Raw genomic sequence first — 23,182 nt, 5'->3', positions numbered from 1 at the left:
AAATTATCTATTCCATTTGAATACTACGATACCTATTAACATAATTGAAACTCCTAGTATATCTTTTAAGTGAAAAGTAAGTCTTTCACTACCAAATAGACCAAAGGCATCTATTAATGCTGCGGCAATTAGTTGAGCAATTAGAATAATACCTATAGCGTATGTGGCTCCTAAGCTACCAATACTTTTTATAACTGTAAAGGTAATAATGACACCTAGCACCCCTCCAAGCAAATATAGCTTATTGATGCTTTTAAGATTACTATAACTGCCTTTACCAAAAAAGAAGGTTATTAAAAGGGCTAATATAAGGGCACTACCTTGTATTAACACAGTTGCCTCCCATAGACCAATTTTTTCACTAAGTCTTGTATCAAATACACCCTGAACACTCATGGATATTCCTGAAATAATTGCAAAAATTACTGCTATCATAAAAATTATCACCTCAGAAATAGTATTTCCATTAAAGAGAAATAATATAAAAGAGCTTTCAGCTAAATTACAAAGCTAAATTCAGGGGAGAATTTTGATAAAAACCATCTAAAACCATACCTTCAGAAAAATCAAGGTTAATAGAAAGGCTTAAAAAATCCTCAAGTAATGTTATAAAATGATCTTTAGATGGAGATATAATTAAATCGTTTATGTCTATAAATAAGTTTATGAATTCATCACTAAGACAATATTCACTTGGTTCAACATTTACTTCTTCTATGTCAGTATAATTATTATTTAATCCTAAAGAAATAATTTGGATAAAGCAGGATATATATTTTTCGAAAATTTTATTATTATCTAAAATAGGATCATCACTAATCCAATATTTATAACAATTAGTCGCTCTAGCTAAGTCACTAATTTTTATTGTAAGTTCAAGATTTTTTCTTGCTAATATTTTATAATCGCTTAAGTTTGAATCAACAGCCAGTTCATTAGAAATTTCTCTTTGAATTTTAAATAAATTTGTAATGTTCATAAAATTTCCTCCTTAATGATTAAATCATCATCTATATTTATATTTTACAAAATCTTTAAAGTAAATAAAAGGGGGGAAAACGAATACAAAAATAAATAAATAAAAAAGTTTCAATTATTTTTACATAAATTAAAACTTTTTCCATACAATACCTTAAAAAGATCTTAGTTCATAGCTTTTTATTGAAGTTTCTTTTTTATTGTTTGATATTTTCCAAATCTCTAAGGCATTTACCTTAAGGGTTAAATTTTTGCCGTTCTTCTTAATTAGATCAAAGGCAATATCATTATTATTTTTTTTACTGTCTTTATTAAAAGAATTTATATTACCCAAGGATATTGATAAATCTTTTATTTCAGGCTCTGTAGTATATATTCCGTGAAGAGATAAAGTATCTCGTAGAGTACGACTGATTTTTTTAATATAACCTTCATTTACAATTGATAGATTAATAGTTTTCATATTCTCATTTATAGAAATTTCATCACAAAGCTCTATTTTAAAATTTTTATAAGGCTTAATAATTTTATCTATAACTGTATATAATTTTTCTATATTAGGATTATCTATAATCTCCAAAGCAATATAGGGCATAGGAGAGTTTCTATTAGCCCTGAACTTTTTAGAAATATTTCTTTGAATCGGTGTTATAGATTCATAAGAATTATCATCAAAAAGTGCAACAATATAATATTTCATATAGTAACCTCACATCCTTAGAATAGTTAGTAGTAAACATACAAACTTTGTAATAAATTATAACATATTAACATATATAAAAATACAAAAAATATAATTATGTGCATTTTGTGATGTAAGATATATTTTTAATATAAAGCAATAAAAGAATCTAAAAAAGGGGACTTAATAAATTGAATCAAAAAAAACATTTAATTTAATCTAGTTTATGATATAATAAATAAGATACATTTAAGATATAATAGGAAAAAAATGTAGTAAGAGAAAATTATAAATATTAATTATGAATTTAACGGAAATTTAATATATAGAATCTATGAAATAAGGGTGAAAAAACATGGAAAGATTAGTAATTAACGGAGGTACAGCTCTCAGAGGTTCAGTGGAGATTAATGGAGCTAAAAACGCAGCAGTAGCAATTCTACCTGCAGCAGTTGTTGCAAGTAAAGGAAAATGTGTAATAGATAATATACCAGATATAGAGGACGTTCATTGTTTAGAAAGAATATTAAGAAGTTTAGGATGTACTGTTAATAAATTAGATAATAATACATTAGAGGTTGATAGCAGTGATGTGACAAATTTTGATGCATGTACAGATGATGTTAGAAGAATGCGAGCTTCTTATTATTTTATAGGTGCTCTTCTTACAAGATTTAAGCAAGCAAAGGTTCAGCTTCCAGGGGGGTGCCCTATTGGAGTAAGACCTATAGACCAACATATAAAGGGATTTGAAGCTCTAGGGGCAGAGGTAGTAATAGAACATGGCTCAGTTATTTTGAAGGCAGATAAGTTAGTAGGAGCAGATATTTTCTTTGATGTAGTATCCGTTGGAGCTACAATAAATGTAATGATAGCAGCGACTCTAGCCGAAGGGATTACTACATTAGAAAATGTAGCAAAAGAGCCTCATGTAGTTGATGTTGCAAACTTTTTAAACACAATGGGTGCAAATATAAAGGGGGCAGGAACTGATATTATAAGAATAATGGGAGTTAAAGAATTAAAGGGTTGTTCATATAGTGTTATACCAGATCAAATTGAGGCAGGAACATTTATGATAGCAGCTGCAGCAACTAAGGGTGATGTGACAATAACTAATGTTATACCTAAGCATTTAGAGTCTATTTCTGCAAAATTAAAGGAAATGGGAGCTATAGTTGAAGAAGGCGATGACTCAATTAGAGTTACTGTTGATAAGGAATTAAAGGGAGTTAATATAAAAACAACGCCATATCCAGGGTTTCCAACAGATGTTCAGCAGCCAATGTCAGCACTTTTAAGTACCGTTGCTGGAAGAAGTTTAATTACAGAATCTATTTGGGAAAATAGACATAAACATATTGATGAATTAAAAAAGATGGGCTCTAACATAAAAGTAGAAGGTAGAGTTGCTATAATTGATGGTGTTAAAAAACTTACAGGGGCTATAGTTAAAGCTACAGATTTAAGGGCCGGCGCAGCTATGGTTATTGCAGGACTTGTTGCAGAAGGTGAGACTCAAATAACAAGTATTGAACATATTGATAGAGGGTATCCTCACATAGAAAATAAATTTTCAGCTTTAGGAGCTGACATACACAGGATTAAAGTTCAAGAATAAAACGGGGGAAATAAAATGATATTTTGCTCATTATATAGTGGTAGTAGTGGAAATAGTATTTTTGTTTCACAAGATAATACAAACATACTAATAGATGCAGGCTTGCCAGGAAAAAAGATCGATGAGGCTTTAAAAATCATTGGACAAAAAGGCAAAGAATTAGACGGAATATTTATTACCCATGAACATGGTGATCATATAAAGGGCGTTGGAGTTCTTTCACGTAAATATGACATTCCAATTTATGCTAATGATAAAACTTGGTGTGCTATGGAGAGGTCTATAGGAAATATTAAGGAATCTAATATAAAAATAATAGATAGGCGAAGCACGGTGGAAGTTGGAGGATTATCTGTAAAATCCTTTGTTATACCTCATGATGCTATAGCCCCAGTGGGATACACGATTGCTAGTAAAAACAAAATAGTAAGCGTTGCAACTGACTTTGGTATATTTACAGAAGAAATTTATAGTAACATAAAAGATTCTGATTCTATTCTTTTGGAATGTAATCATGATATTAGTATGTTAAAGTATGGACCATATCCTTATTCATTAAAAAGAAGAATATTAAGTGAGGTTGGACATTTATCAAATGATGATTGTGGAAAAGCCTTAGTTAATATAGCTAAATGTGGAGAAGGAAAGAAAATACTTCTAGGACATTTAAGCAAAACTAACAATCATCCTGATTTAGCTTTTCAAACAGTTTTAAGTATTATGCAGGAAAATGGACTTATTCAGGGAGAAGACATAAATGTGCTTATGGCTAGCAGACATGAGCCAAGTGGATATATTGAATTATAATATAAAATAAATAATTAGTTGAAACAAAGAAAGTAACTTAGTATAATATTTTAAAGATACAAAAGGAAAGAGGAGAAAAACATGAGTTTATATAAGAATTGGACTGACATGGTAGTTAAGTACGTTAAAGAAAAGGGTGAAGATGCGTTCTGGGATGAGTATAGTAAAATTGAAAAAGGTATATATATAGAAATACTTTCAAAACATGAGGAAGTAGTTAAAACTACAATTGCAGAGTTAAGTAAGAAACATAATGGAACAGAAGAATTTATTATGGGTTTTGTAGATGGTATTAATGATAGCTTAAATGTTCAACATGATTTAGAAACTATTGAAGCAACTACTGAATTAACCTTTGATATTAACTTAGAAAAATTATATTTTAATATGCTTGATGCAAAGGCAGAATATTTATTCACATTACCACAATGGGATGGAATATTCTCACAAGACAAGAGAAAAGAAATCGAAAAAGAATATAAAGAATCAAAAATTGTTAGAAATGACAATAAAGTGGGAAGAAATGATCCATGTCCTTGTGGAAGTGGAAAGAAATATAAAAAATGTTGTGGAAAATAATTTTGTAGATTTAAGAACTCATAGTAATGGGTTCTTTTTTTTATGGTAAAATTTAATTATATTGAAAGTAGGAGGAGTTATTAATGGATCAAAATGCTAAATGGGTCAATGAACAAAGGGTATTAAGAACAATTAAATCATTAGAGGATAACAATATGAATGGATACTATGTAAAAGATAAAGTTGAGTTAATTAGTAAAATAGAGGAATTGGTTAAGACCAATTCAATAGTTGCCTGTGGCGGTTCCAGTACATTATTTGAGACAGGAGTTATAGATCACTTAAGAACAAAGAGATATGAATTCCTAGATAGATACGAAGACGGACTAAACAGACAAGAAATTGTTAAGATATTCAAGAAGTCATTTTCTGCAGATGCATATTTCACTAGTAGTAATGCTGTTACAGAGAGTGGAGAATTATACAATGTGGATGGCAATGGTAATAGAGTTGCAGCTATGTTATATGGACCAGAAAAGGTAATTGTAGTTTGTGGATTTAATAAAATAGTAAAGGATGTAGATAGGGCTATAGATAGAAATAGACAAATATCAGCCCCTGCCAATGCAAAGAGATTAAATAGAAATACACCTTGCACAAAGGTTGGATACTGTATGGATTGTAAAAGCAATGAGAGAATATGTAATGAATACACATTAATTAAAAGACAAGGTACAAAAGACCGTATTCATGTTATATTCTTAGCTGAGGAATTTGGCTATTAATTATATTAGTATCAATTAAGGAAACACTATAATACATATATAGTATAATGCTTTAAATACAAGGAGAGTAATATATATGTTTGGAAGGATTCCTTTTAATTATAATCAAAATTCCTATATGAATATATTAGAGGATGATTTTTTAACCTCTATAGTAAATGAAATATTAGGTAATAATTTAATTAATGATTTAGTTAATGAAATGAGTCAAGAAGAGGATTTTAATGTTGAACTTAAGGATTATGGTGAATACTACTTAATAAAAGGATATTTACCAGGGTTAGGACCTAAAGATGTAAGTATTGATTTTGAAAAAAATAAAGCAATATTAACAATAAAAAGAAAACAGGTATATTCTAATGGACAAAATTATAGGATGACAGTAGTACAAACTGGTGGAGATTTAATTAAGACTTTTTATATAGAAGATGTTGATGTAATCAATTTAAAGGCTACCTTTAATGATAGTTTACTTCTGCTCACCATTCCTAAAGTGAAAAAAATTGAAGCTAAAAAGGATGATGTAACAATTATTGATGTGGATAGTTATAGAGTTGAATAGCATAAGTCCTTCTTTGTGAATACACATGGAAGGATTTTTATTTTGATTATCTTAATTATTTATATTTAAATTATGTTATAATATTATAAGTTAAAACAATATTTAAGGGGGCTATTTTTATGTCAAGAGTTTACAATTTCGCAGCTGGACCAGCTGTATTGCCAGAAGAGGTATTAAGGGAAGCGGCAGAAGAGATGTTAGATTACAGAGGGACTGGAATGTCTGTTATGGAAATGAGTCATCGTTCTAAAGCTTTCGAAGGAATTATTGGGGACGCAGAAAAAACATTAAGAGAATTAATGAATATTCCAAACAATTATAAGGTATTATTTCTTCAAGGTGGGGCATCACAACAATTTGCAATGATACCAATGAACTTAATGAAAAATAAAGGTGCAGATTATATCAGTACAGGACAATGGGCTAAAAAAGCAATATCAGAAGCAAAATTATTTGGAAAGGTTAATGTTTTAGCTTCTTCAGAAGATAAGACATTTACATATATACCAGATATGAAGAATATAAAGATCAGTGATGACGCTGATTATGTGTACATATGTCATAATAATACAATATATGGAACTACTTATCATGAACTTCCAGAAGTAGGAGATAAGATATTAGTAGCAGATATGTCATCAGATATTTTATCTGAACCAGTGGATGTAACTAAGTATGGAATGATTTTTGCAGGAGTTCAGAAGAATATAGGACCTGCAGGTATGGTTGTAGTAATAATTCGTGAAGATTTAATTACGGACGATGTATTACCAAATACTCCAACTATGTTAAAATATAAAACTCATTCAGATAATAATTCACTATATAATACACCTCCAGCATATGGAATATACATATGTGGTAAGGTATTTAACTGGATTAAAAACAAGGGCGGCTTAGAGGCAATGAAGAAAATTAATGAAGAAAAAGCTGCTATACTATATAACTACCTTGATTCAAACAGTATGTTTAAAGGAACTGTTGTAAAGAAAGATCGTTCTCTAATGAACGTACCTTTTGTAACTGGTTCAGATGAATTAGATGCTAAGTTTGTAAAGGAAGCTAAAGTAGCTGGTATAGAGAATATAAAGGGACATAGAAGTGTTGGAGGCATGAGAGCAAGTATATACAATGCTATGCCAATACAAGGTGTTAAAGCTTTAGTAGAATTCATGAAGAAATTTGAAAAAGAAAACAAATAATTAATTAGATAAGAGCATTAGTCTAAAAAGACTAGTGCTCTTTTTTACATGTTAATAAAATTAGATTATGTGAAACTTTATTTTCTTAAGTATATAGCTTTAATCATAACGTATACATATATTTAGATAATTAGTTTTTTATAATAAGATAGAGAAATGTATTACATGAGCTAATCCCAATTGATATACTTTACAAGTAAATATAAACAAATGTATATTTATAAATAAGATCATAGTAAGGAGTACATTTAGATAAATATATGTCAGCTGGAACTAAAGAGTGTATTGAAAAAGTTATTCAAGAATTAAATTATCGCCCAAGTAATGTTGCTAGAAGTTTAAAAGCTAAAAATATTAATAAATAAGTAGATTAAGGCAGGGGTATTAAAACACCCGTGCTTTTCTTTTTGTATTTAATTTCTTATAGTATAATAACTATCCTTTTATCCATAATAAAAAGGAGGATGTTTAGAAAAAATTATATTAACAAAGGAGAGATTAAACTATGAGAAATAAACCAGATGATAGACGCGATAATGTAGACAGAATTCAATTTAATATTGACAAGACTATTCAGAATTGTGAGCTTGCAGATGAAATGATTGCAAAAACTAGTGATGAAAATATGAAACAGACATTAGAAGAAAAGAATAATAGAAGAGAATCAGCTCTCAAAAATATGAAAGAAGAAATTAAAGACGAAGCTATAGACAAGGAAAATGGATATAGATAAATAAAAAATTTAATTGCACCTCAATAAGAAGTATCACTAAAGTGGTGCTTCTTATTTTTTATGGATTCATATTCTAGTATCCTAGCAATTTTCAGAAGGGTAAAAGAAAAGAAATTAATAAGATAAAAAGAAAAGAAGTTATAGGAAACATCAGGGGTTGAGATGTTTATATGAATCAAAAACATACTTTAAAGGGGTAGTTTTGTGGTAATATATCAATATATACAAACAGGAGGATTTTATATGAATATAACAATAATTGCAGTAGGGAAGCTTAAGGAAAAATATCTAAAGCATGCTATAGATGAATATTCAAAGAGGCTAAGCCGATATTGCAAGTTAAATATAATAGAGATATCTGATGAAAAAACACCTGATAATGCATCAGAGAAAGATGAATTAATTATAAAGGATAAAGAGGGTAGAACTATTCTATCTAAAATAAAAGATAATGCCTATGTAATTGCTATGGACTTGAATGGAAACCAGCTCTCTTCACAGGAACTATCAGCCTTTATGGCAAACTGTGGAGTTACTGGAAATTCTAATCTAGTATTCATAATTGGAGGAAGCTTAGGACTGTCTGTTGAGGTATTAAAGAGGGCAAACTATAAATTATGTTTTTCAAAGATGACATTTCCTCATCAGTTATTTAGGGTTATGTTGCTTGAGCAGGTCTATAGAGGATTTAGGATTATTAATGGGGAACCATACCACAAGTAAATGTTTTAATATAAAATACATAATAGATATTTTCTTTACTCTTAACTTATGATAAAACTAAGTATAACAACAAATATGTTAATTATATTTTAAGGAGGTTCATATGCTTACAATTGGTTATATTGGAAATGGTAAAAGTACGAACAGATATCATCTGCCATTTGTGCTACAAAGAAAAAATATAAAGGTAAAAACAATTTATCAAAGAAATCCTAAGCATGAAAGTTGGAATAGAATTGAAGGGGTAAATTATACCTCTGATTTAGAGGAGCTATTAAATGACAAGGACATTCAATTAATTGTGGTTTGTACACGACATGATAGCCATTATGGCTATTCCAAAATGGTATTAGAACATAATAAACATTGTTTAGTTGAAAAACCATTTATGGAAACATCAAAACAAGCAAAAGAAATATTTGAATTAGCAAAAGAAAAGGGATTAATTGTTCAGGCATATCAAAACAGGCGGTTTGACAGTGATTTTTTAACAGTTCAAAAAGTAATTGAGGAAGGGAAAATAGGGGAATTATTAGAATTAGAAATGCATTTTGATTATTTTCGTCCAGAGGTACCTGAATCTATTACGAGCTTTATTCCTTCCATGTCATATTTATATGGACATGGTTGTCATACATTGGATCAGGTAATTAGTTATTTTGGCAAACCAGATGATATCCACTATGACGTAAGGCAATTATTAGGTCCAGGCAGATCAAATGATTACTTTGATTTGGATTTATATTATGGGAAGTTAAAAATATCTGTGAAATCCAGTTACTTTAGAATCAAGGAAAGACCAAGCTTTGTTATTTATGGTAAAAAGGGATGTTTTGTGAAGGAAACAAAGGATCGTCAAGAAGAACATTTAAAAGCATTTTATATGCCTGAAAACAAGGATTTTGGCGTTGATACAATAAAACAGTATGGCGAGATCACCTATATGGATGAGGTCGGTATAATCCATGAAGAAAAAGTGAAATCTGTCAATGGTGATTATGGAAGAGTATATGATGATTTATATGAAGCAATTATAAATAATAAAAGTAAAACAATTACCGATGAGCAGACACTATTGCAAATGGAAATATTAGAAACCGGGGTAAGGGATCTAAGATAAACAATATAAGGATACTCTGTTTATGAGGGTACTGAAAAGGTGCCCTCTATTTATTGACATACAATCAATAATAATATAACATTAAGTAGATAGTTCGATACTTATCAAAATGTTAGGAGAAATTATGGATACAAAAGAGTTAGCAAAAGTATTTAAAGCGCTTTCTAACGAAAATAGATTAGAGATATATTTTCAAATAGTAAAGAGTAATGAAAAAAGTTTTGATTCAAATTGCGGATGCTTTATAAATGATGTAATTGAAAAATTAAATATTGGAGCACCTACAATTTCACATCATTTAAAGGAACTTAGCAATGCAAAATTAATTTTTACAGAAAAAAGAGGTAAATTTTTAGTTGCAAGAGTAAATCAGAAGCTAATAAATGAACTTTCTAATTTATTGATATTTAGAAGAGATTAAGGAAATTAAATCTCTTTTAGGCACAACTTACACTTTGACGGTTGTCGAAATATAGAAGCAAATACAAATCTGAATTAACAATGAAGGAGAGTTTAATAATTATGATTATTAGTAAAAATACAATATTCTATTTTTCAGGAACTGGAAACAGTTTAAAAATTTCTAAGGATATAGCACTTCAGATTGAGGATGTGGAATTAATTTCAATTCCAAAGATAATGAATAATAAAGAAATTAAAATTCAATCTAAATCAATAGGGATCATATTCCCTGTATATATGTGTGGGTTACCTTTGATTGTAGAAAACTTTATAAAAAAACTTAATATAAATAAATCAACATATGTTTTTGCGGTAGCGAATTATGGTGGAATGCCGGGTAATGCATTAAAACAAGTTAATGATTTAATAGAAGATAGATATGCAAAATTAAATTCTGGATTTATTATAAATATGCCTGGAAACTATATTGTTCTGTATGGTGCAAAATCTAAGGAAGATCAAATTAAGGCATTTGAAAAAGAAAAAATAAAGGTTCAAGAAATAGCTAAGATAATTAAAGAAAAGAAAGATTGTGAGTATGAAAAAAGTAAAATAATAATTGATAGAGTTTTAGGCCCTTTATTCTATAAAAGAATATATAAAATTCACACAAAAGATAAATTATTTTTAGCAAAAGATAATTGTAATGGATGTGGTGTTTGCAAAAAGGTTTGTGGTGTAAAAAATATAGAGATAAAGAATGGTAAACCAATTTGGAAGAATAATTGTGAACAGTGTATGGCATGTATTCAATATTGTCCTCAAGAAGCCATAGAATATGATAAAAAAACTATTGGTAGAAAGAGATATAAAAATCCTAACGTATCTTTACAAGAAATGATAAATGGAGTACAAAACAAATAAAATAGTTTGGAATAATCGTAATATACTTGGGATATATCCATTTAAGGTAATAAAAAATAAGGTACTAGGAAGGATCTTCCTAGCACCTTATTGATGTTTAAATATATTCATTAGTTATTTACAAATATTCTGTGAAAATAAAGCATCCTTATATCTTCTGTTATTAATATAATAATCCTTTAATAAAGAAACAAAAACTTTTTTTAATTCTACAAATCTCGATAGACTTTCAATTATATAAATTAATAAACCTTCCCAAATATGGCTCTTCATATAGTTATCGTTTTCTAAATAGAAGGTAAAAAATTTATGAAAAATATTGGCAAGCTCATCGCTTATTTGCTCCAAGGATTGCGGACTGGTAAGTTTTAAAATAGATTTTTTTAGATTTTCTTTGTCCTTTAAATCAAAATAAATTAAAGATTCTAACACAGAATCTGGAATAATCATTCTATGATCTGCTATACCTGAATTCATATTTAAATAATCAAGAGAAGTTTTATAGTCTTTTAGTCTATAATATGACCAAGCAAGCATAGAATCAATATGATCTATATAATGAGAATTCTTAATTTTTTCAGACATTCTTAAGGACATTTTTAAATGATGAATTGCATCCGTATAATTATCAAGCATGAAATAAACCTCGGCAATCTTCTCATAACAGTTCATAATGCTAATGAAATTACCTTCAATTACGTATAAATCTAATGCTTTTTTTATGCAATCATATGCCTTAATGGTATTATTTTCTATACGATATGAATAAGATAGCCAATAGTAACAATGACCGGTTTCTTTAAAATTCAAAGCGTTTTTTATATATTCTTTCCCTGTAGTTATATCACCTAGATGATTTAATATGTCAATTCCAATATAAAAATTGTACAGAAACTTTTGTTTCGGAGATAACAACTCAAAGGCTGAAAGTAAAGCGTTTTTAGAACCTTCAAATTTCTCTCTTTTAGGGGTAGTAGAATATCTGGCAAGTTTAGCTAAAAAATAATCTATAATAAGAGGAGAGGTAATAAAATCGTTTTCTTTATCTTCAAGTTCTTTAAATAGTTTTGTAGTAGAATCAAATTCATTAAAATTAAGATTATTAAAAAACAATGCTAAGGCTTCGGTCCCACTACCTATGAATTCAGGAGAATCATTAAAAACTAGGCCGAGTCTATTTAATATAATGGAAATGACATCTTCACTAGGGATCAAATCTCCACTTTCAATACGACTAAGATAAGATGGTACACAAGTTCCTTTAGCTAATTCTTTTTGACTCATATTTTGCTTTATTCTATTTAATTTTATTATTGATCCAATAACTTTTTGATTGTTTTTGTATAAAATATCACTCATCTGTTAAACCTCTTTTATATACAATTAATTAATATACTTAATAATACCATATATTTTTTAATCTAGTAATAAAATCTACCAAAAAGAAATAAATCCAACTAAAAGTGTTGTGAAATAAATGGAAGAATATATGCTTTAAAAAGTAATTTGAATGATTAATTTCACAACTTTTGATAGGGTATAAATCATTGAATAAAAGTTTTTAAGATGATAATATGAGTTCAAACAAGAATATTACTAAATATAGGTATAAAAAGGGGAAAATTATGAAGAGTTTTATAGTAAATAAAAATATAATGAGATATGAAATAGGAAATCCTATTGATACAGATGCAGTAGTAAATAAGGGGAGCAAAGAAGTGGAATCTTCTATTCCATTTTTTGAGGTGCAAATAAAAGATGAAATCAGATTAAATTTAGTTATGGGAAAAAACAATAAGATTTATGGACTTGGACAAAATATTCGGGGCATAAACAAACGAGGTTGGATATATGAAAGCTTTTGTAGCGATGATCCAAATCATTCCCCAGATAAAAAATCTTTATATGGGGCGCATAACTTTTTTATAGTTGATGGATGTGAAAAGTTCGGGGTGTACATAGATTTTGCAAGTAAGATAACATATGATGTAGGCTATATAAAAAAAGATGAATTAAATGTAACAATAGATGGAAAAGATGCAAATATATATATAATAACTGGAAGTGGATTAAGAGAAATTACAAAAAAATTCTTAGATATAATTGGGAAAGGATATGTTCCTCCTAAATGGGCATTTGGATATTTACAAAGCAGATGGAGTTATCCAACAGGTAATGAAGTAGAGAGAATAGCAAATGAGTTTATAGAAAGAAAGATACCTTGTGATGGAATTTGCTTAGATTTAGACTATATGGAAGATTTTAAAGATTTCACTCTAAGTGAGGAAAGGTTTCCGAATTTTAAAGGATTAGTTCAGAGATTAAAGGATAAGGGAATTAAGATAATACCAATTATTGATGCTGGAGTTAAAATTGAGAAAGATTATAAAGTGTATGAAGAAGGAATTAAAAATAGTTATTTTACACTAGATAAAGAGGGAAAGCCGTTTGTTGGAGCTGTATGGCCGGGAAAGGTTCATTTCCCGGATTTTCTAAATAAAGATGCAAGATTATGGTTTGGAATGCAGTATAAGTCTTTAATTGAAATGGGAGTTGAAGGTTTTTGGAATGATATGAATGAGCCTGCAATATTCTATAGTGAAAATGGAATAGATAAGGCTTATAAAAAAATTGATGAGTTAAAAAAGCAAGAACTTAATATACACACATTTTTTCAATTAAAGGATTCAGTGAATAATATAAATAATAGTATAGATGACTATAAATCAATGTACCATAATACTGAAAAGGGTATTGTAAATCATTATAATGTTCATAATATTTATGGCTATAATATGACCAAATCAGCTTCAGAAGGTTTTAATAAAATTGATAATAATAAGCGGTTTTTACTATTTTCTAGAGCTTCGGCTATAGGAGCACATAGATATGGTGGTATTTGGACAGGGGATAACTCTTCGTGGTGGGAACATTTAATAATGAACATAAAGATGTTACCATCAATAAATATGTGTGGATTTATTTATAGTGGAGCTGATACTTGTGGGTTTGGAAGTAATGTAGATTCAGAACTTGCAACTAGATGGAATCAGTTTAGCATATTTGCTCCATTATATAGGAATCATGCAGGACGAGGAACTCGTAATCAAGAACCTTTCGCGTTTGATATTGAAACAGAAGAAATAATTAGAAATACAATTAAATTTAGATATGCAATGATTCCATATCTTTACTCAGAATATATGAAATCAATTAATAGCAGTGATATGCTTATTGCTCCATTATGCTTCGAATATGATGACAAGCATGCAAGTCAAGTTGAGGATCAACTATTAGTTGGTGATTCTTTAATGATAGCTCCAATATATGAGCCAAATAAAAGGGGAAGATATGTATATCTTCCGGAGGATATGCTTCTATGGAAGGTAAAAGATTATAATAATAAGATTCTTGAAGTAATTAATAAAGGGCATAACTATATTGATGTAAACATTGATGAGTTTTGTGTGTTTATTAGAAAGAATAAGATATTTGTACATGGAGAAGCAGCACAAAGCACAGAAAAATTAAATAATAAGACTTTAAATCTAATAGCTTTTGTTGAGAATAAAGCAGAATATAATCTATATGATGATGATGGAATTAGCAAAGATTATAAGAAGGATAAAAAATCTAATTTGAAAATTATCATTACTGTTGAAAATGAAAAATATAATATAAAGATAGAGAATACAGGGAACAATGAGGTTAAGAAACTTAATGTTACTATCGTTACAGCTTATGGAAAAGAAATTAAAGAAATAGTTAATATATAATATTGTAAAACAAAGGAGTCTGATTAGCATTAAATTAAATGAAATTGATAATCTGAATTGCTATAAAAAAGAGGATTTAGGTTATACATTTGAAAATAACATGAATATTTTTAAAGTATGGTCACCACTTGCGGATAATATTAGTTTATGCATTTATGAAGATTATAATAAAGAAGATAAAATTAAATATAGTATGCAAAAAAGAGATAGAGGAGTTTGGGAAATATTTTTAAAAGAAGAGGTAGAAGGAAAGTATTATACATTCCTATCCTCTATAAATAATGTTACAAAAGAATCTGTAGATCCCTATGCTAGGGCACTTTCAGTAAATGGTGAAAAGGGTGCCATAGTAAATATGGAGAAAACTAATCCTGAAAATTGGCAGTTTCATAGCAGACCTACTATAAAAAATTCTATAGATGCAGTTATATATGAGGTTAATATTCGAGATATATCAAGTGATGAAAATTCTGGGATAAAGAGTAAGGGAAAGTATTTGGGGTTAGTTGAAGAAAACACAAGGGGACCAGGTAGAACAAAAACAGGTCTAAATCATATGAAAGATTTAGGTATAACTCATGTTCAACTTTTGCCTATATATGATTTCGCTAGTGTAGATGAAACTGTAATAAATAATACAAATTATAATTGGGGATATGATCCTGCAAATTACAATACACCAGAAGGAAGTTATTCTACTAATCCATATAGTCCGATTAGTAGGATTAAAGAACTCAAAATGGCAATAAAAGTTATTCATGAGAATGGACTAGGAGTTATAATGGATGTGGTATATAACCATATATATGATGTAGAAAAATCTGGGTTTCATAATTTAATGCCAGGATATTTTTTCAGATATGATAAAAATGGAGAGTTATCAAATGAGAGCATGTGTGGAAATGTAATTGCTACAGAAAATGCTATGGCTAGGAAATTTATTGTTGATTCTGTAAAGTATTGGGCTAAGGAATATAAGTTAGATGGGTTTAGATTTGATTTAATGGGGCTTATTGATATTGATACTATGAAGGAAGTTAAGGAAGAACTTAATAAAATAAACCCATCAATAATTGTTTTAGGCGAAGGTTGGGACTTAGGAGATATTTTATCTTATGATAAAAAAGCTATCCAGGTAAATGCAAATAAGCTTAAAAATATTGCTTTCTTTAATGATAGTATTAGGGATGGATTACGGGGAGATTCTTTTTCAAATGATGCAAGAGGGTTTTTAAGTTTTGAAGAAAATAAGGAATTGGAAGTTAAGAAGGCTATAGTAGGGGGAATATATTACTCAGAAGAAATTAATACATGGGGAGAAGTGGATCCAAACCAAGTAGTAAACTATATTGAATGTCATGATAACCACACCCTATATGATAAATTAAACCTTACAATCAAGGATGAGGAAAAAATAAAATATATGCATAGATTAGGAACAAGTATTATTTTATTATCTCAAGGAATACCTTTTATTCATGCAGGACAAGAGTTCTTAAGAACTAAATGTGGAATTGAAAATTCATATAATGCAAGTGATAGCATCAATAAAATGGATTGGACTAGGAAAATGGATAATATAGATACTGTAGAATATGTTAAAGGTCTTATAGAACTTAGAAAGCAGCACCCCGAATTTAGAATGAGGACAGCTAAAGAAATAATAGAACATTTGAGTTTTATAAATGCGCCTAAAAATTGCGTAGCATATTTAATTAAAGATAATTTAGGTGGTAAGGATATACTTGTTATCCATAATGGAAATGAAAATAGTGTTGGACTAGATTTTAAATCTAATAGTATGTGGGAAGTACTAGTAGATAAAAATAGAGCAGGAATAGATAAAATCAGAACTATTAAAGGCTATGTTATAAATGTTGAAGGATCATCTACATTAGTTGCAGTAATGAAATAATTATTGATATTAGGTATCTCAAAAGATAAAGGCTAAAATAAACTGTTAATAAGTTTATTTTAGCCTTTTATTTATTCTAAGCTTTTTCTAATTGCTGAAATACTCTTAGTATTTCTGAAACGCTCCAAGCTTGGGCAAAACATCCTCTTGATTCATTAGGGGTTAGACCATCATAAATTTCTGAGATTTGACCAACACAACCTTCTCTTAAACAGGATTCAAAACATTCTAGCTTTTGTCTAACTTTTAGTTTAGAAGATTCTGAGTAGTTATTAACCTTTAAATACGAAATAAAGTAGCCGCCTAAGGGGAATGGCCAAACTGTACCTTGATGATAAGACATATCGCGTTTGAAAAGACTTCCACCATATTCAGGGCAGAATTGTTTATCATTTTTACTAAGCGTCCTAAGACCATAAGGGGTATATAATTCTCGATATACTTTATCTACAACTAGAATAGACATTTCCTTAGTTAAAGGCGTAAAGGGAACCATAACAGCCCAAATTTGATTTGATCTTACTTGATAGTCATAGCTATTTCCTGAAACTACATCTTTAAGACAATTTTCTTTTTTGTTCCAGAACTTCTCTTGAAATGATATTTTAACTTTCTCACTTAAAGAATCAAATTCAGTAATATCTATATTAAATTTTTCGCCAAAGAAGGATGCAATTTTAAGTGCATTATACCAGAAGGCATTTATTTCTACGGGTTTACCATGTCTGGCAGTTGGTAATATTTCACCAAATCTTACATCCATCCAAGTAACTTGATGTAATCCTTCACCTGCATGGATTAAGGAGTCTTTATCCATATATATATTAAAATCAGTCCCCTTTTTGTACCATTTTATAATTTCAAGTACAGGAGTAAAACCTTCAGTTTCAACAAAAGATATATCTCCACTAGCTAGGTAATATTCATAAAGAGCATAAACGTATAGTAAGGAAGCATCAGCAGTATTATATAGAGGTTTTATAATCCCTTCAGGAAAAATATTTGGCATTAAGCCTTTATCTAAGTACTTAATAAACGTCCTGAATATATTTTTAGCATCATCATATCTTTTTGTTCCGATGCAGCTGCCAAGAACAGCAAACATAGTATCACGACCCCAATCTTCAAACCAAGGATAACCTGCTAAAATGGTTTTAGAATTAGTAGATGTGCGAGTAATAATAAACTGATCACTAGCTCTAACTAGGGATTGAGCAAGTTCATCAGTATAACCAGCTTGTTTTATTAAATTCTTTTGACGAGATATTTCATTGTTAATTAAAGTATCTATATCTTTAATATTTTCATTTTCTAAGGTGAATATAAGCTCATATTCTTTTTCTTCCTTAATGGAACAGTTATAGAAATATGAAAGAAAGGTTGTCCCAGAGCCTACTGAAGTTCGTCCATCAACAGCATCATAAGCAAAATAGTAATCATTTTCAAAGATAACATCTTTTTCTGATTTTTCAGTATAGTTAGAATGGATATTTAAAGTTATATTGTTATCAGAAATACTATCACCGTCTAGAGTGAAATTGTGAGGTTCAGATAAAACTTCTCCTCTGTTTGCAAATTGAAACACTGGGATGATTTCTAATTTAACATTATGAGAACTATTATTTACAATAGAATACTTTATTCCTAAAGTATTTTTACCATGTTCATAAACAATGGTTTTTTTTATTTCTACACCATTATAGAAGTAATTCCACTCAGGTAAGTATTCTTGAGAAAAGGAATGAAGGTGTGTAAATCCTTCCTTATTCTTAGTATAACAAACATATTGTTGCGAACTTAGATTTATCTCCTCAGCTCCAATGTGAAGAATTTCATCAACTTTACTTATTATATTTTTACGATTAGTAGAATCCTTTGTACATGCCATAAATAAAGAATGGTCGTTTCTAGTTAATGAGTTAATTATAGTTGTACTTGAAAAGCCACCTAAAGCATTTGATAATAGATATGTATATTCATTACCTCTTTCAAATGTTTTAAAGTCATTTTTGCCGTAAATGAATTTCATTTTACATCCCTCTTTCAGTATAAATTTGAGTTGAGTTTACCAAACAGAGAATGTTATGTCAATAAAGTAGGGGCTAGGAGAGGATTATTGCGCTTTTAAATAAAGGCTTTGAAAACAAGTCAAATCAGGGGTGTAAGAAATTTCATATATCAAAAACAGCTTAAAATCATGAAAAGTGTAAAATTGTATGGGTAAAACAGTGGTTTAGATAAGGTTTAACCAGTAGTTTTTTACACACTCAAAAAGCCGCTATTTCGTTGACTGAGATATAAGGCACTGATATACTGAAATTACAAAGAAATGGTATATTTCTTGAGTATTTTAAATTCTATTAGATATGCACGAAGAAAGAGGTGAATCATGAGAAAAAGTGGAATAATTTTACCTATATTTTCATTACCTTCTAACTATGGTATAGGTACATTTGGTAAAGAGGCATATAAATTTGTGGATTTTCTCGAAAAAGCAAAAGAGACATTTTGGCAGATACTTCCTATAGGTCCTACAAGTTATGGAGATTCACCTTATCAATCATTTTCTACTTTTGCAGGTAATCCTTATTTTATTGATTTAGAAGTACTTTCAGAAGGGGGGCTTTTGGAGAAGTCACAAATAGAGAAATTTAATTTTGGTAATGATGAAAATAATATAGATTATGGGATAATGTATGAGAGTAGATATAAAGTATTGAAAATAGCCTTTAAGAATAAAAATGAAAGTTATGAAAAAAAATTAAAGGAATTTAAAGATTTAAATAAATATTGGATTTTTGATTATGCTTTATTTATGGCAATTAAAGATTATAACAATGGAGTATCATGGAATAATTGGGACAAGGATATAAAATTCAGAAAGCCAGAAGCTATGAAGAAATATTCGGACTTGCTAAAAGAAGAAATTGAATTTCATGTTTTTCTTCAATTCCTTTTTTATAAACAATGGATAGAATTAAAAAATTATGCTAATAAAAAAGGCGTTAAGATAATTGGCGACATACCAATATATGTGGCAGAAGATAGCTCCGACATATGGGCAAACACAAGACTATTTATGTTAGATGATGAATTGTTTCCTAAAAAGGTTTCAGGATGTCCTCCAGACTTATTTTCAGCAACTGGACAACTTTGGGGAAATCCAATTTATAATTGGAAACAACTAAATAAGGAAGGATATAACTGGTGGATTAAGAGGGTGAAAGCTTCATTGGAGCTATTTGATGTAATAAGAATAGATCATTTTAGAGGATTTGAAAGCTACTGGACTATTCCCTATGGAGATAAAACAGCAGTAAATGGACAATGGGAAAAGGGGCCGGGGATAGAGGTTTTTGATGCTATTAAAAAAGAACTTGGAGAAATAGATGTAATAGCTGAAGATTTAGGATATATAACTAAGGAAGTAAGAGAATTACTAAATAAGTGTAATTATTCAGGGATGAAAGTAATGCAATTCGCTTTTGATCCGAAGGGTGATAGTGAATATTTACCTCATAATTATGATAAAAATACAGTGGTTTATACAGGCACTCATGATAACGATACCATAAAAGGCTGGTTTAGCGCTCTTAGTAAAGAGGAAAAAGAATTTTGCAAAAAATATACTGGAATGAAGAATAAAGATGATAATTGGACGTTTATAAAGTCTGCAATATCAAGTGTGGCAGATACGGCAATAATACAAATGCAAGATGTTTTAAATTCAGGAGAAGAAGCTAGAATAAATCTTCCATCGACAATAGGAACTAATTGGAAATGGAGAATGAACAAATATGATATGTCAGATGAATTAGCAAATAAGCTTAAAGATATAAATGAAACATATAGAAGGTATACTAAAAGGAGTGGTTTGAATGAAAAAGAACAAATTAATAAATTTGATACAAAGTAATCTTTTAAGAGATTATGGTAAAGAAGTGAAAAATGCCTCAGTGAATGAAGTCCATAATATAGTAGCTAAAGTCGCAATGTCACAAATAGCTGAAGACTGGAGCAGATCGACAAAAGATTTTCAAAAAAATAGACATGCTTATTATTTATCAGCAGAGTTTTTAGTTGGAAGAGCAGTTCAAAATAATCTGATCTGTATGGGAATATTTGATGAAGTAAAAAATGATTTAAATGAAATAGGATTTGATATAAATAAATTTGAAGAAATAGAAGATATGGCTCTTGGCAATGGAGGTCTTGGTAGACTTGCAGCTTGCTTTTTAGATAGTGCAGCATCGTGCGAAATTCCTTTAAATGGATATGGAATCAGATATAAATATGGTTTATTTAAACAAGCAATTGAGGATGGTTTTCAAAAAGAGTATGCAGATAACTGGACAACCTTTGGAGATGAATGGAGTTTAAGAAGATTTGAAGATACTATTAAAGTAAAATTTTCTGATATGGAAGTGTTAGCAGTACCGTATGACATGCCTATTATTGGATATGAAACAAAAAATATTGGGACGTTAAGACTTTGGCAAAGTGAAGCTGTAAATGACTTTAATTTTGAAGCATTTAATAATTGCAATTATAATAAAGCAATAATAGAAAAAACTGAAGCAGAAAATATTTCAGCAGTATTATACCCAAATGATAACACGTATGAAGGAAAGGTCTTAAGATATAGACAACAATATTTCTTCGCAAGTGCTTCAATACAAGATTTACTGATTAAGCATAAAAAAGCACATGGAATGAATTTTAAAGAATTAGTAAAATTGAATACAATACAACTTAATGATACTCATCCTGTTATAGGTATTCCAGAATTTATTAGAATTATGGTTTCAGAAAATAATGTTAATTTTGATGAAGCATTTGAAATGGCCAGGGAAATGTTCAATTATACAAACCATACAGTAATGGCCGAAGCGTTAGAAAAATGGGACATAAAGCTAATAAAGGATTATACCCCAGTAGTATATGAAATTATTGAAAAGATTAATGAAAAATTAGTTATTGAGGTGAAGGCCTTAGATGCTAAAGAAGATATAGAACAATATGAAATTATATCAAACAATCAAGTACATATGGCTAGGATGGCTATATATATATCTAAGTATGTAAATGGCGTTGCTGAAATTCATACTGAAATTCTTAAAAAAGATACTCTGAAGGAATGGTATGACTTATATGAAGGGAAATTCCAAAATAAAACAAATGGAATTACTCAAAGAAGATGGCTTGCATCCTGTAATCCTGAACTTACAAAATTACTAACTAAACTTGTAGGTGATAATAGCTTTATAAAGGATTTAGAAAAGTTAAAAGAAATAGAAAAATATGCTGAGGATGATAATGTTATAAAGGAATATATAGAAATAAAGAAAGAAAAGAAACGTCAATTAATTAAGTTTATAGAGAAGCATGAAGGAATTAAATTAGAAGAGCATTTTATATTTGATGTGCAAATAAAGAGATTACATGAATATAAAAGGCAGCTTATGAATGCCCTATCGATTCTTGATATTTACTATAAAATAAAAAATAATGAGATTAAGGATTTCACTCCAACAGCATTTATTTTTGGAGCAAAGGCAGCGCCAGGATATGCGCGAGCAAAAGCTATTATTAAGTATATTAATGAAATAGCTAAGCTTGTGAATAATGATGAAGAAACTAATGATAAGTTAAAGGTTGTTTTTGTTCAAAACTATAATGTTTCTTATGCTGAAAAGCTTATTCCAGGCGCAAATGTGTCGGAACAAATTTCTACCGCGGGAACGGAAGCATCTGGTACCGGAAATATGAAATTTATGCTAAACGGAGCTGTTACTTTAGGGACTTATGATGGCGCAAATATTGAAATAGTAAGAGAAGCTGGGGAAGAAAATAATTATATTTTTGGAGCTAGAGAAGAAGATATAGAGGCAATTAAAGATAGTTATAATCCAAAAGAAATATATGAAAAAGATAAAAATATAAAGAGATTACTAGATTCATTAATAGATGGTACTTTTGATGATGGAATGAATAATGATGAAATGGATGTAGAATTAGATGATGAAGCCTCTGATGAAATGAATATAGGATTAAATGATAAAGCAACTAATAAAATGGATGTAGAATTAAATGATAAAGAAACTGATGAAATGGATGTAGAATTAAATGATGAATTGGAATCAGAAGCGAATGATGAAAAGAGCATTCAAGAAGGTAGTTTTAATGAATTATACAGTTCATTGTTAAACGGAACTCATTGGCATAGAGCTGATCAATATTATATTTTGCAAGAATTAAATAGTTATTTTGATGCAAGAATGAAGTTAAATAGAGAGTATAAAGATGAAATGAATTTCGCTAGAAAATGTTTTATAAATACAGTTAATGCTGGTTTCTTTAGTTCAGATAGAACAGTAAGAGAGTATGCGAAAGATATTTGGAAAATATAAAGAATTAATTAAGTAAAGAAACT

Annotated in this window: 21 protein-coding genes; 16 read left to right on the top strand and 5 right to left on the bottom strand. The window is 29.2% G+C overall.

Going from position 1 to position 23,182, the window contains the following annotated elements; translation table 11 throughout:
• Positions 1–3: 3 nt before the first annotated feature.
• The 3 genes from CLVI_RS09835 to CLVI_RS09825 form a co-directional block, all read right to left on the bottom strand.
• Complete coding sequence (locus CLVI_RS09835) at positions 4–435, bottom strand: DMT family transporter (RefSeq protein ID WP_106059955.1); 432 nt, start codon at positions 433–435, stop codon at positions 4–6.
• Positions 436–502: 67 nt separating this feature from the next.
• The gene (locus tag CLVI_RS09830; protein WP_106059954.1) at positions 503–979 is read right to left on the bottom strand and encodes a dUTP diphosphatase; all 477 of its coding nucleotides are present in this window, start codon (positions 977–979) and stop codon (positions 503–505) included.
• A gap of 153 nt (positions 980–1,132) precedes the next feature.
• The gene (locus CLVI_RS09825) at positions 1,133–1,678 is read right to left on the bottom strand and encodes a hypothetical protein (protein WP_106059953.1); all 546 of its coding nucleotides are present in this window, start codon (positions 1,676–1,678) and stop codon (positions 1,133–1,135) included.
• Between the two features lie 337 nt (positions 1,679–2,015).
• On the opposite strand from CLVI_RS09825, the gene CLVI_RS09820 reads away from it, so the two are divergent.
• The 12 genes from CLVI_RS09820 (at position 2,016) to CLVI_RS09770 (ending at position 11,058) form a co-directional block, all read left to right on the top strand.
• Positions 2,016–3,281 carry a UDP-N-acetylglucosamine 1-carboxyvinyltransferase gene (locus tag CLVI_RS09820; RefSeq protein ID WP_106059952.1) on the top strand — a complete coding sequence of 422 codons (1,266 nt, stop codon included), beginning with the start codon at positions 2,016–2,018 and terminating at the stop codon, positions 3,279–3,281.
• Positions 3,282–3,296: 15 nt separating this feature from the next.
• The gene (locus tag CLVI_RS09815; RefSeq protein WP_106059951.1) at positions 3,297–4,088 is read left to right on the top strand and encodes an MBL fold metallo-hydrolase; all 792 of its coding nucleotides are present in this window, start codon (positions 3,297–3,299) and stop codon (positions 4,086–4,088) included.
• Positions 4,089–4,169: 81 nt separating this feature from the next.
• The gene (locus CLVI_RS09810) at positions 4,170–4,667 is read left to right on the top strand and encodes an SEC-C metal-binding domain-containing protein (protein ID WP_106059950.1); all 498 of its coding nucleotides are present in this window, start codon (positions 4,170–4,172) and stop codon (positions 4,665–4,667) included.
• Positions 4,668–4,750: 83 nt separating this feature from the next.
• A complete protein-coding gene (locus CLVI_RS09805) occupies positions 4,751–5,392 on the top strand; it encodes a lactate utilization protein (protein ID WP_106059949.1) in 642 nt (213 codons plus the stop codon).
• A 76-nt stretch (positions 5,393–5,468) separates the two neighbouring features.
• A complete protein-coding gene (locus CLVI_RS09800; protein ID WP_106059948.1) occupies positions 5,469–5,954 on the top strand; it encodes an Hsp20/alpha crystallin family protein in 486 nt (161 codons plus the stop codon).
• A 119-nt stretch (positions 5,955–6,073) separates the two neighbouring features.
• Positions 6,074–7,156, top strand: a complete 1,083-nt coding sequence (serC, locus tag CLVI_RS09795) for a 3-phosphoserine/phosphohydroxythreonine transaminase (protein WP_106059947.1) — start codon at positions 6,074–6,076, stop codon at positions 7,154–7,156.
• A gap of 260 nt (positions 7,157–7,416) precedes the next feature.
• Entirely contained in the window at positions 7,417–7,521 is a 105-nt protein-coding gene (locus CLVI_RS17275) for a helix-turn-helix domain-containing protein (protein WP_146127322.1), read from the top strand.
• Between the two features lie 140 nt (positions 7,522–7,661).
• Positions 7,662–7,889, top strand: coding sequence for a small acid-soluble spore protein Tlp (tlp, locus tag CLVI_RS09790; protein ID WP_106059946.1), 228 nt, complete (start codon positions 7,662–7,664; stop codon positions 7,887–7,889).
• A gap of 243 nt (positions 7,890–8,132) precedes the next feature.
• On the top strand, positions 8,133–8,612 hold the full coding sequence (gene rlmH / locus CLVI_RS09785) for a 23S rRNA (pseudouridine(1915)-N(3))-methyltransferase RlmH (RefSeq protein WP_106059945.1): 480 nt from the start codon (positions 8,133–8,135) through the stop codon (positions 8,610–8,612).
• A gap of 103 nt (positions 8,613–8,715) precedes the next feature.
• A complete protein-coding gene (locus tag CLVI_RS09780) occupies positions 8,716–9,732 on the top strand; it encodes an oxidoreductase (protein WP_106059944.1) in 1,017 nt (338 codons plus the stop codon).
• 124 nt (positions 9,733–9,856) lie between these two features.
• Entirely contained in the window at positions 9,857–10,153 is a 297-nt protein-coding gene (locus CLVI_RS09775; protein WP_106059943.1) for an ArsR/SmtB family transcription factor, read from the top strand.
• Positions 10,154–10,254: 101 nt separating this feature from the next.
• Entirely contained in the window at positions 10,255–11,058 is an 804-nt protein-coding gene (locus CLVI_RS09770; protein ID WP_106059942.1) for an EFR1 family ferrodoxin, read from the top strand.
• A gap of 114 nt (positions 11,059–11,172) precedes the next feature.
• On the opposite strand, the gene CLVI_RS09765 is transcribed toward CLVI_RS09770, so the two are convergent.
• On the bottom strand, positions 11,173–12,417 hold the full coding sequence (locus CLVI_RS09765; RefSeq protein ID WP_106059941.1) for a helix-turn-helix transcriptional regulator: 1,245 nt from the start codon (positions 12,415–12,417) through the stop codon (positions 11,173–11,175).
• 266 nt (positions 12,418–12,683) lie between these two features.
• On the opposite strand from CLVI_RS09765, the gene CLVI_RS09760 reads away from it, so the two are divergent.
• Positions 12,684–14,834 carry a glycoside hydrolase family 31 protein gene (locus CLVI_RS09760; RefSeq protein WP_106059940.1) on the top strand — a complete coding sequence of 717 codons (2,151 nt, stop codon included), beginning with the start codon at positions 12,684–12,686 and terminating at the stop codon, positions 14,832–14,834.
• Positions 14,827–16,749, top strand: coding sequence for a type I pullulanase (gene pulA / locus CLVI_RS09755; protein ID WP_341458750.1), 1,923 nt, complete (start codon positions 14,827–14,829; stop codon positions 16,747–16,749). The genes CLVI_RS09760 and pulA overlap by 8 nt, the downstream gene beginning before the upstream one ends.
• 76 nt (positions 16,750–16,825) lie before the next feature.
• Here pulA and CLVI_RS09750 read toward each other — a convergent pair whose 3' ends face one another.
• Positions 16,826–18,778, bottom strand: coding sequence for an amylo-alpha-1,6-glucosidase (locus tag CLVI_RS09750; protein WP_106059938.1), 1,953 nt, complete (start codon positions 18,776–18,778; stop codon positions 16,826–16,828).
• A 360-nt stretch (positions 18,779–19,138) separates the two neighbouring features.
• Between CLVI_RS09750 and malQ the strand changes: the two genes are divergently transcribed.
• Together malQ and CLVI_RS09740 are read left to right on the top strand one after the other, a co-directional pair.
• Complete coding sequence (gene malQ, locus CLVI_RS09745; protein ID WP_106059937.1) at positions 19,139–20,665, top strand: 4-alpha-glucanotransferase; 1,527 nt, start codon at positions 19,139–19,141, stop codon at positions 20,663–20,665.
• Positions 20,628–23,159: a glycogen/starch/alpha-glucan phosphorylase gene (locus tag CLVI_RS09740; RefSeq protein WP_106059936.1), complete on the top strand. Its 2,532-nt coding sequence runs from the start codon at positions 20,628–20,630 to the stop codon at positions 23,157–23,159. The genes malQ and CLVI_RS09740 overlap by 38 nt, the downstream gene beginning before the upstream one ends.
• Positions 23,160–23,182 lie beyond the last annotated feature (23 nt).

The sequence above is a fragment of the Clostridium vincentii genome, from assembly GCF_002995745.1.
In the GTDB taxonomy this organism is placed as follows: Bacteria; Bacillota; Clostridia; order Clostridiales; family Clostridiaceae; genus Clostridium; species Clostridium vincentii.
Note: the sequence above shows the minus strand (reverse complement) of the source record. Positions and strands in the feature narration are given on the sequence as shown.

Coding starts and splice junctions, on each gene's coding strand:
- CLVI_RS09800 (WP_106059948.1), top strand. CDS start 5,469: ATGTTTGGAAGGATTCCTTTTAATTATAATCAAAATTCCTATATGAAT.
- CLVI_RS09830 (WP_106059954.1), bottom strand. CDS start 979: ATGAACATTACAAATTTATTTAAAATTCAAAGAGAAATTTCTAATGAA.
- CLVI_RS17275 (WP_146127322.1), top strand. CDS start 7,417: ATGTCAGCTGGAACTAAAGAGTGTATTGAAAAAGTTATTCAAGAATTA.
- CLVI_RS09775 (WP_106059943.1), top strand. CDS start 9,857: ATGGATACAAAAGAGTTAGCAAAAGTATTTAAAGCGCTTTCTAACGAA.
- CLVI_RS09825 (WP_106059953.1), bottom strand. CDS start 1,678: ATGAAATATTATATTGTTGCACTTTTTGATGATAATTCTTATGAATCT.
- CLVI_RS09780 (WP_106059944.1), top strand. CDS start 8,716: ATGCTTACAATTGGTTATATTGGAAATGGTAAAAGTACGAACAGATAT.
- CLVI_RS09820 (WP_106059952.1), top strand. CDS start 2,016: ATGGAAAGATTAGTAATTAACGGAGGTACAGCTCTCAGAGGTTCAGTG.
- serC (WP_106059947.1), top strand. CDS start 6,074: ATGTCAAGAGTTTACAATTTCGCAGCTGGACCAGCTGTATTGCCAGAA.
- tlp (WP_106059946.1), top strand. CDS start 7,662: ATGAGAAATAAACCAGATGATAGACGCGATAATGTAGACAGAATTCAA.
- CLVI_RS09815 (WP_106059951.1), top strand. CDS start 3,297: ATGATATTTTGCTCATTATATAGTGGTAGTAGTGGAAATAGTATTTTT.
- CLVI_RS09835 (WP_106059955.1), bottom strand. CDS start 435: ATGATAGCAGTAATTTTTGCAATTATTTCAGGAATATCCATGAGTGTT.
- CLVI_RS09805 (WP_106059949.1), top strand. CDS start 4,751: ATGGATCAAAATGCTAAATGGGTCAATGAACAAAGGGTATTAAGAACA.
- rlmH (WP_106059945.1), top strand. CDS start 8,133: ATGAATATAACAATAATTGCAGTAGGGAAGCTTAAGGAAAAATATCTA.
- CLVI_RS09760 (WP_106059940.1), top strand. CDS start 12,684: ATGAAGAGTTTTATAGTAAATAAAAATATAATGAGATATGAAATAGGA.
- CLVI_RS09765 (WP_106059941.1), bottom strand. CDS start 12,417: ATGAGTGATATTTTATACAAAAACAATCAAAAAGTTATTGGATCAATA.
- CLVI_RS09750 (WP_106059938.1), bottom strand. CDS start 18,778: ATGAAATTCATTTACGGCAAAAATGACTTTAAAACATTTGAAAGAGGT.
- CLVI_RS09740 (WP_106059936.1), top strand. CDS start 20,628: ATGAAAAAGAACAAATTAATAAATTTGATACAAAGTAATCTTTTAAGA.
- malQ (WP_106059937.1), top strand. CDS start 19,139: ATGAGAAAAAGTGGAATAATTTTACCTATATTTTCATTACCTTCTAAC.
- CLVI_RS09770 (WP_106059942.1), top strand. CDS start 10,255: ATGATTATTAGTAAAAATACAATATTCTATTTTTCAGGAACTGGAAAC.
- CLVI_RS09810 (WP_106059950.1), top strand. CDS start 4,170: ATGAGTTTATATAAGAATTGGACTGACATGGTAGTTAAGTACGTTAAA.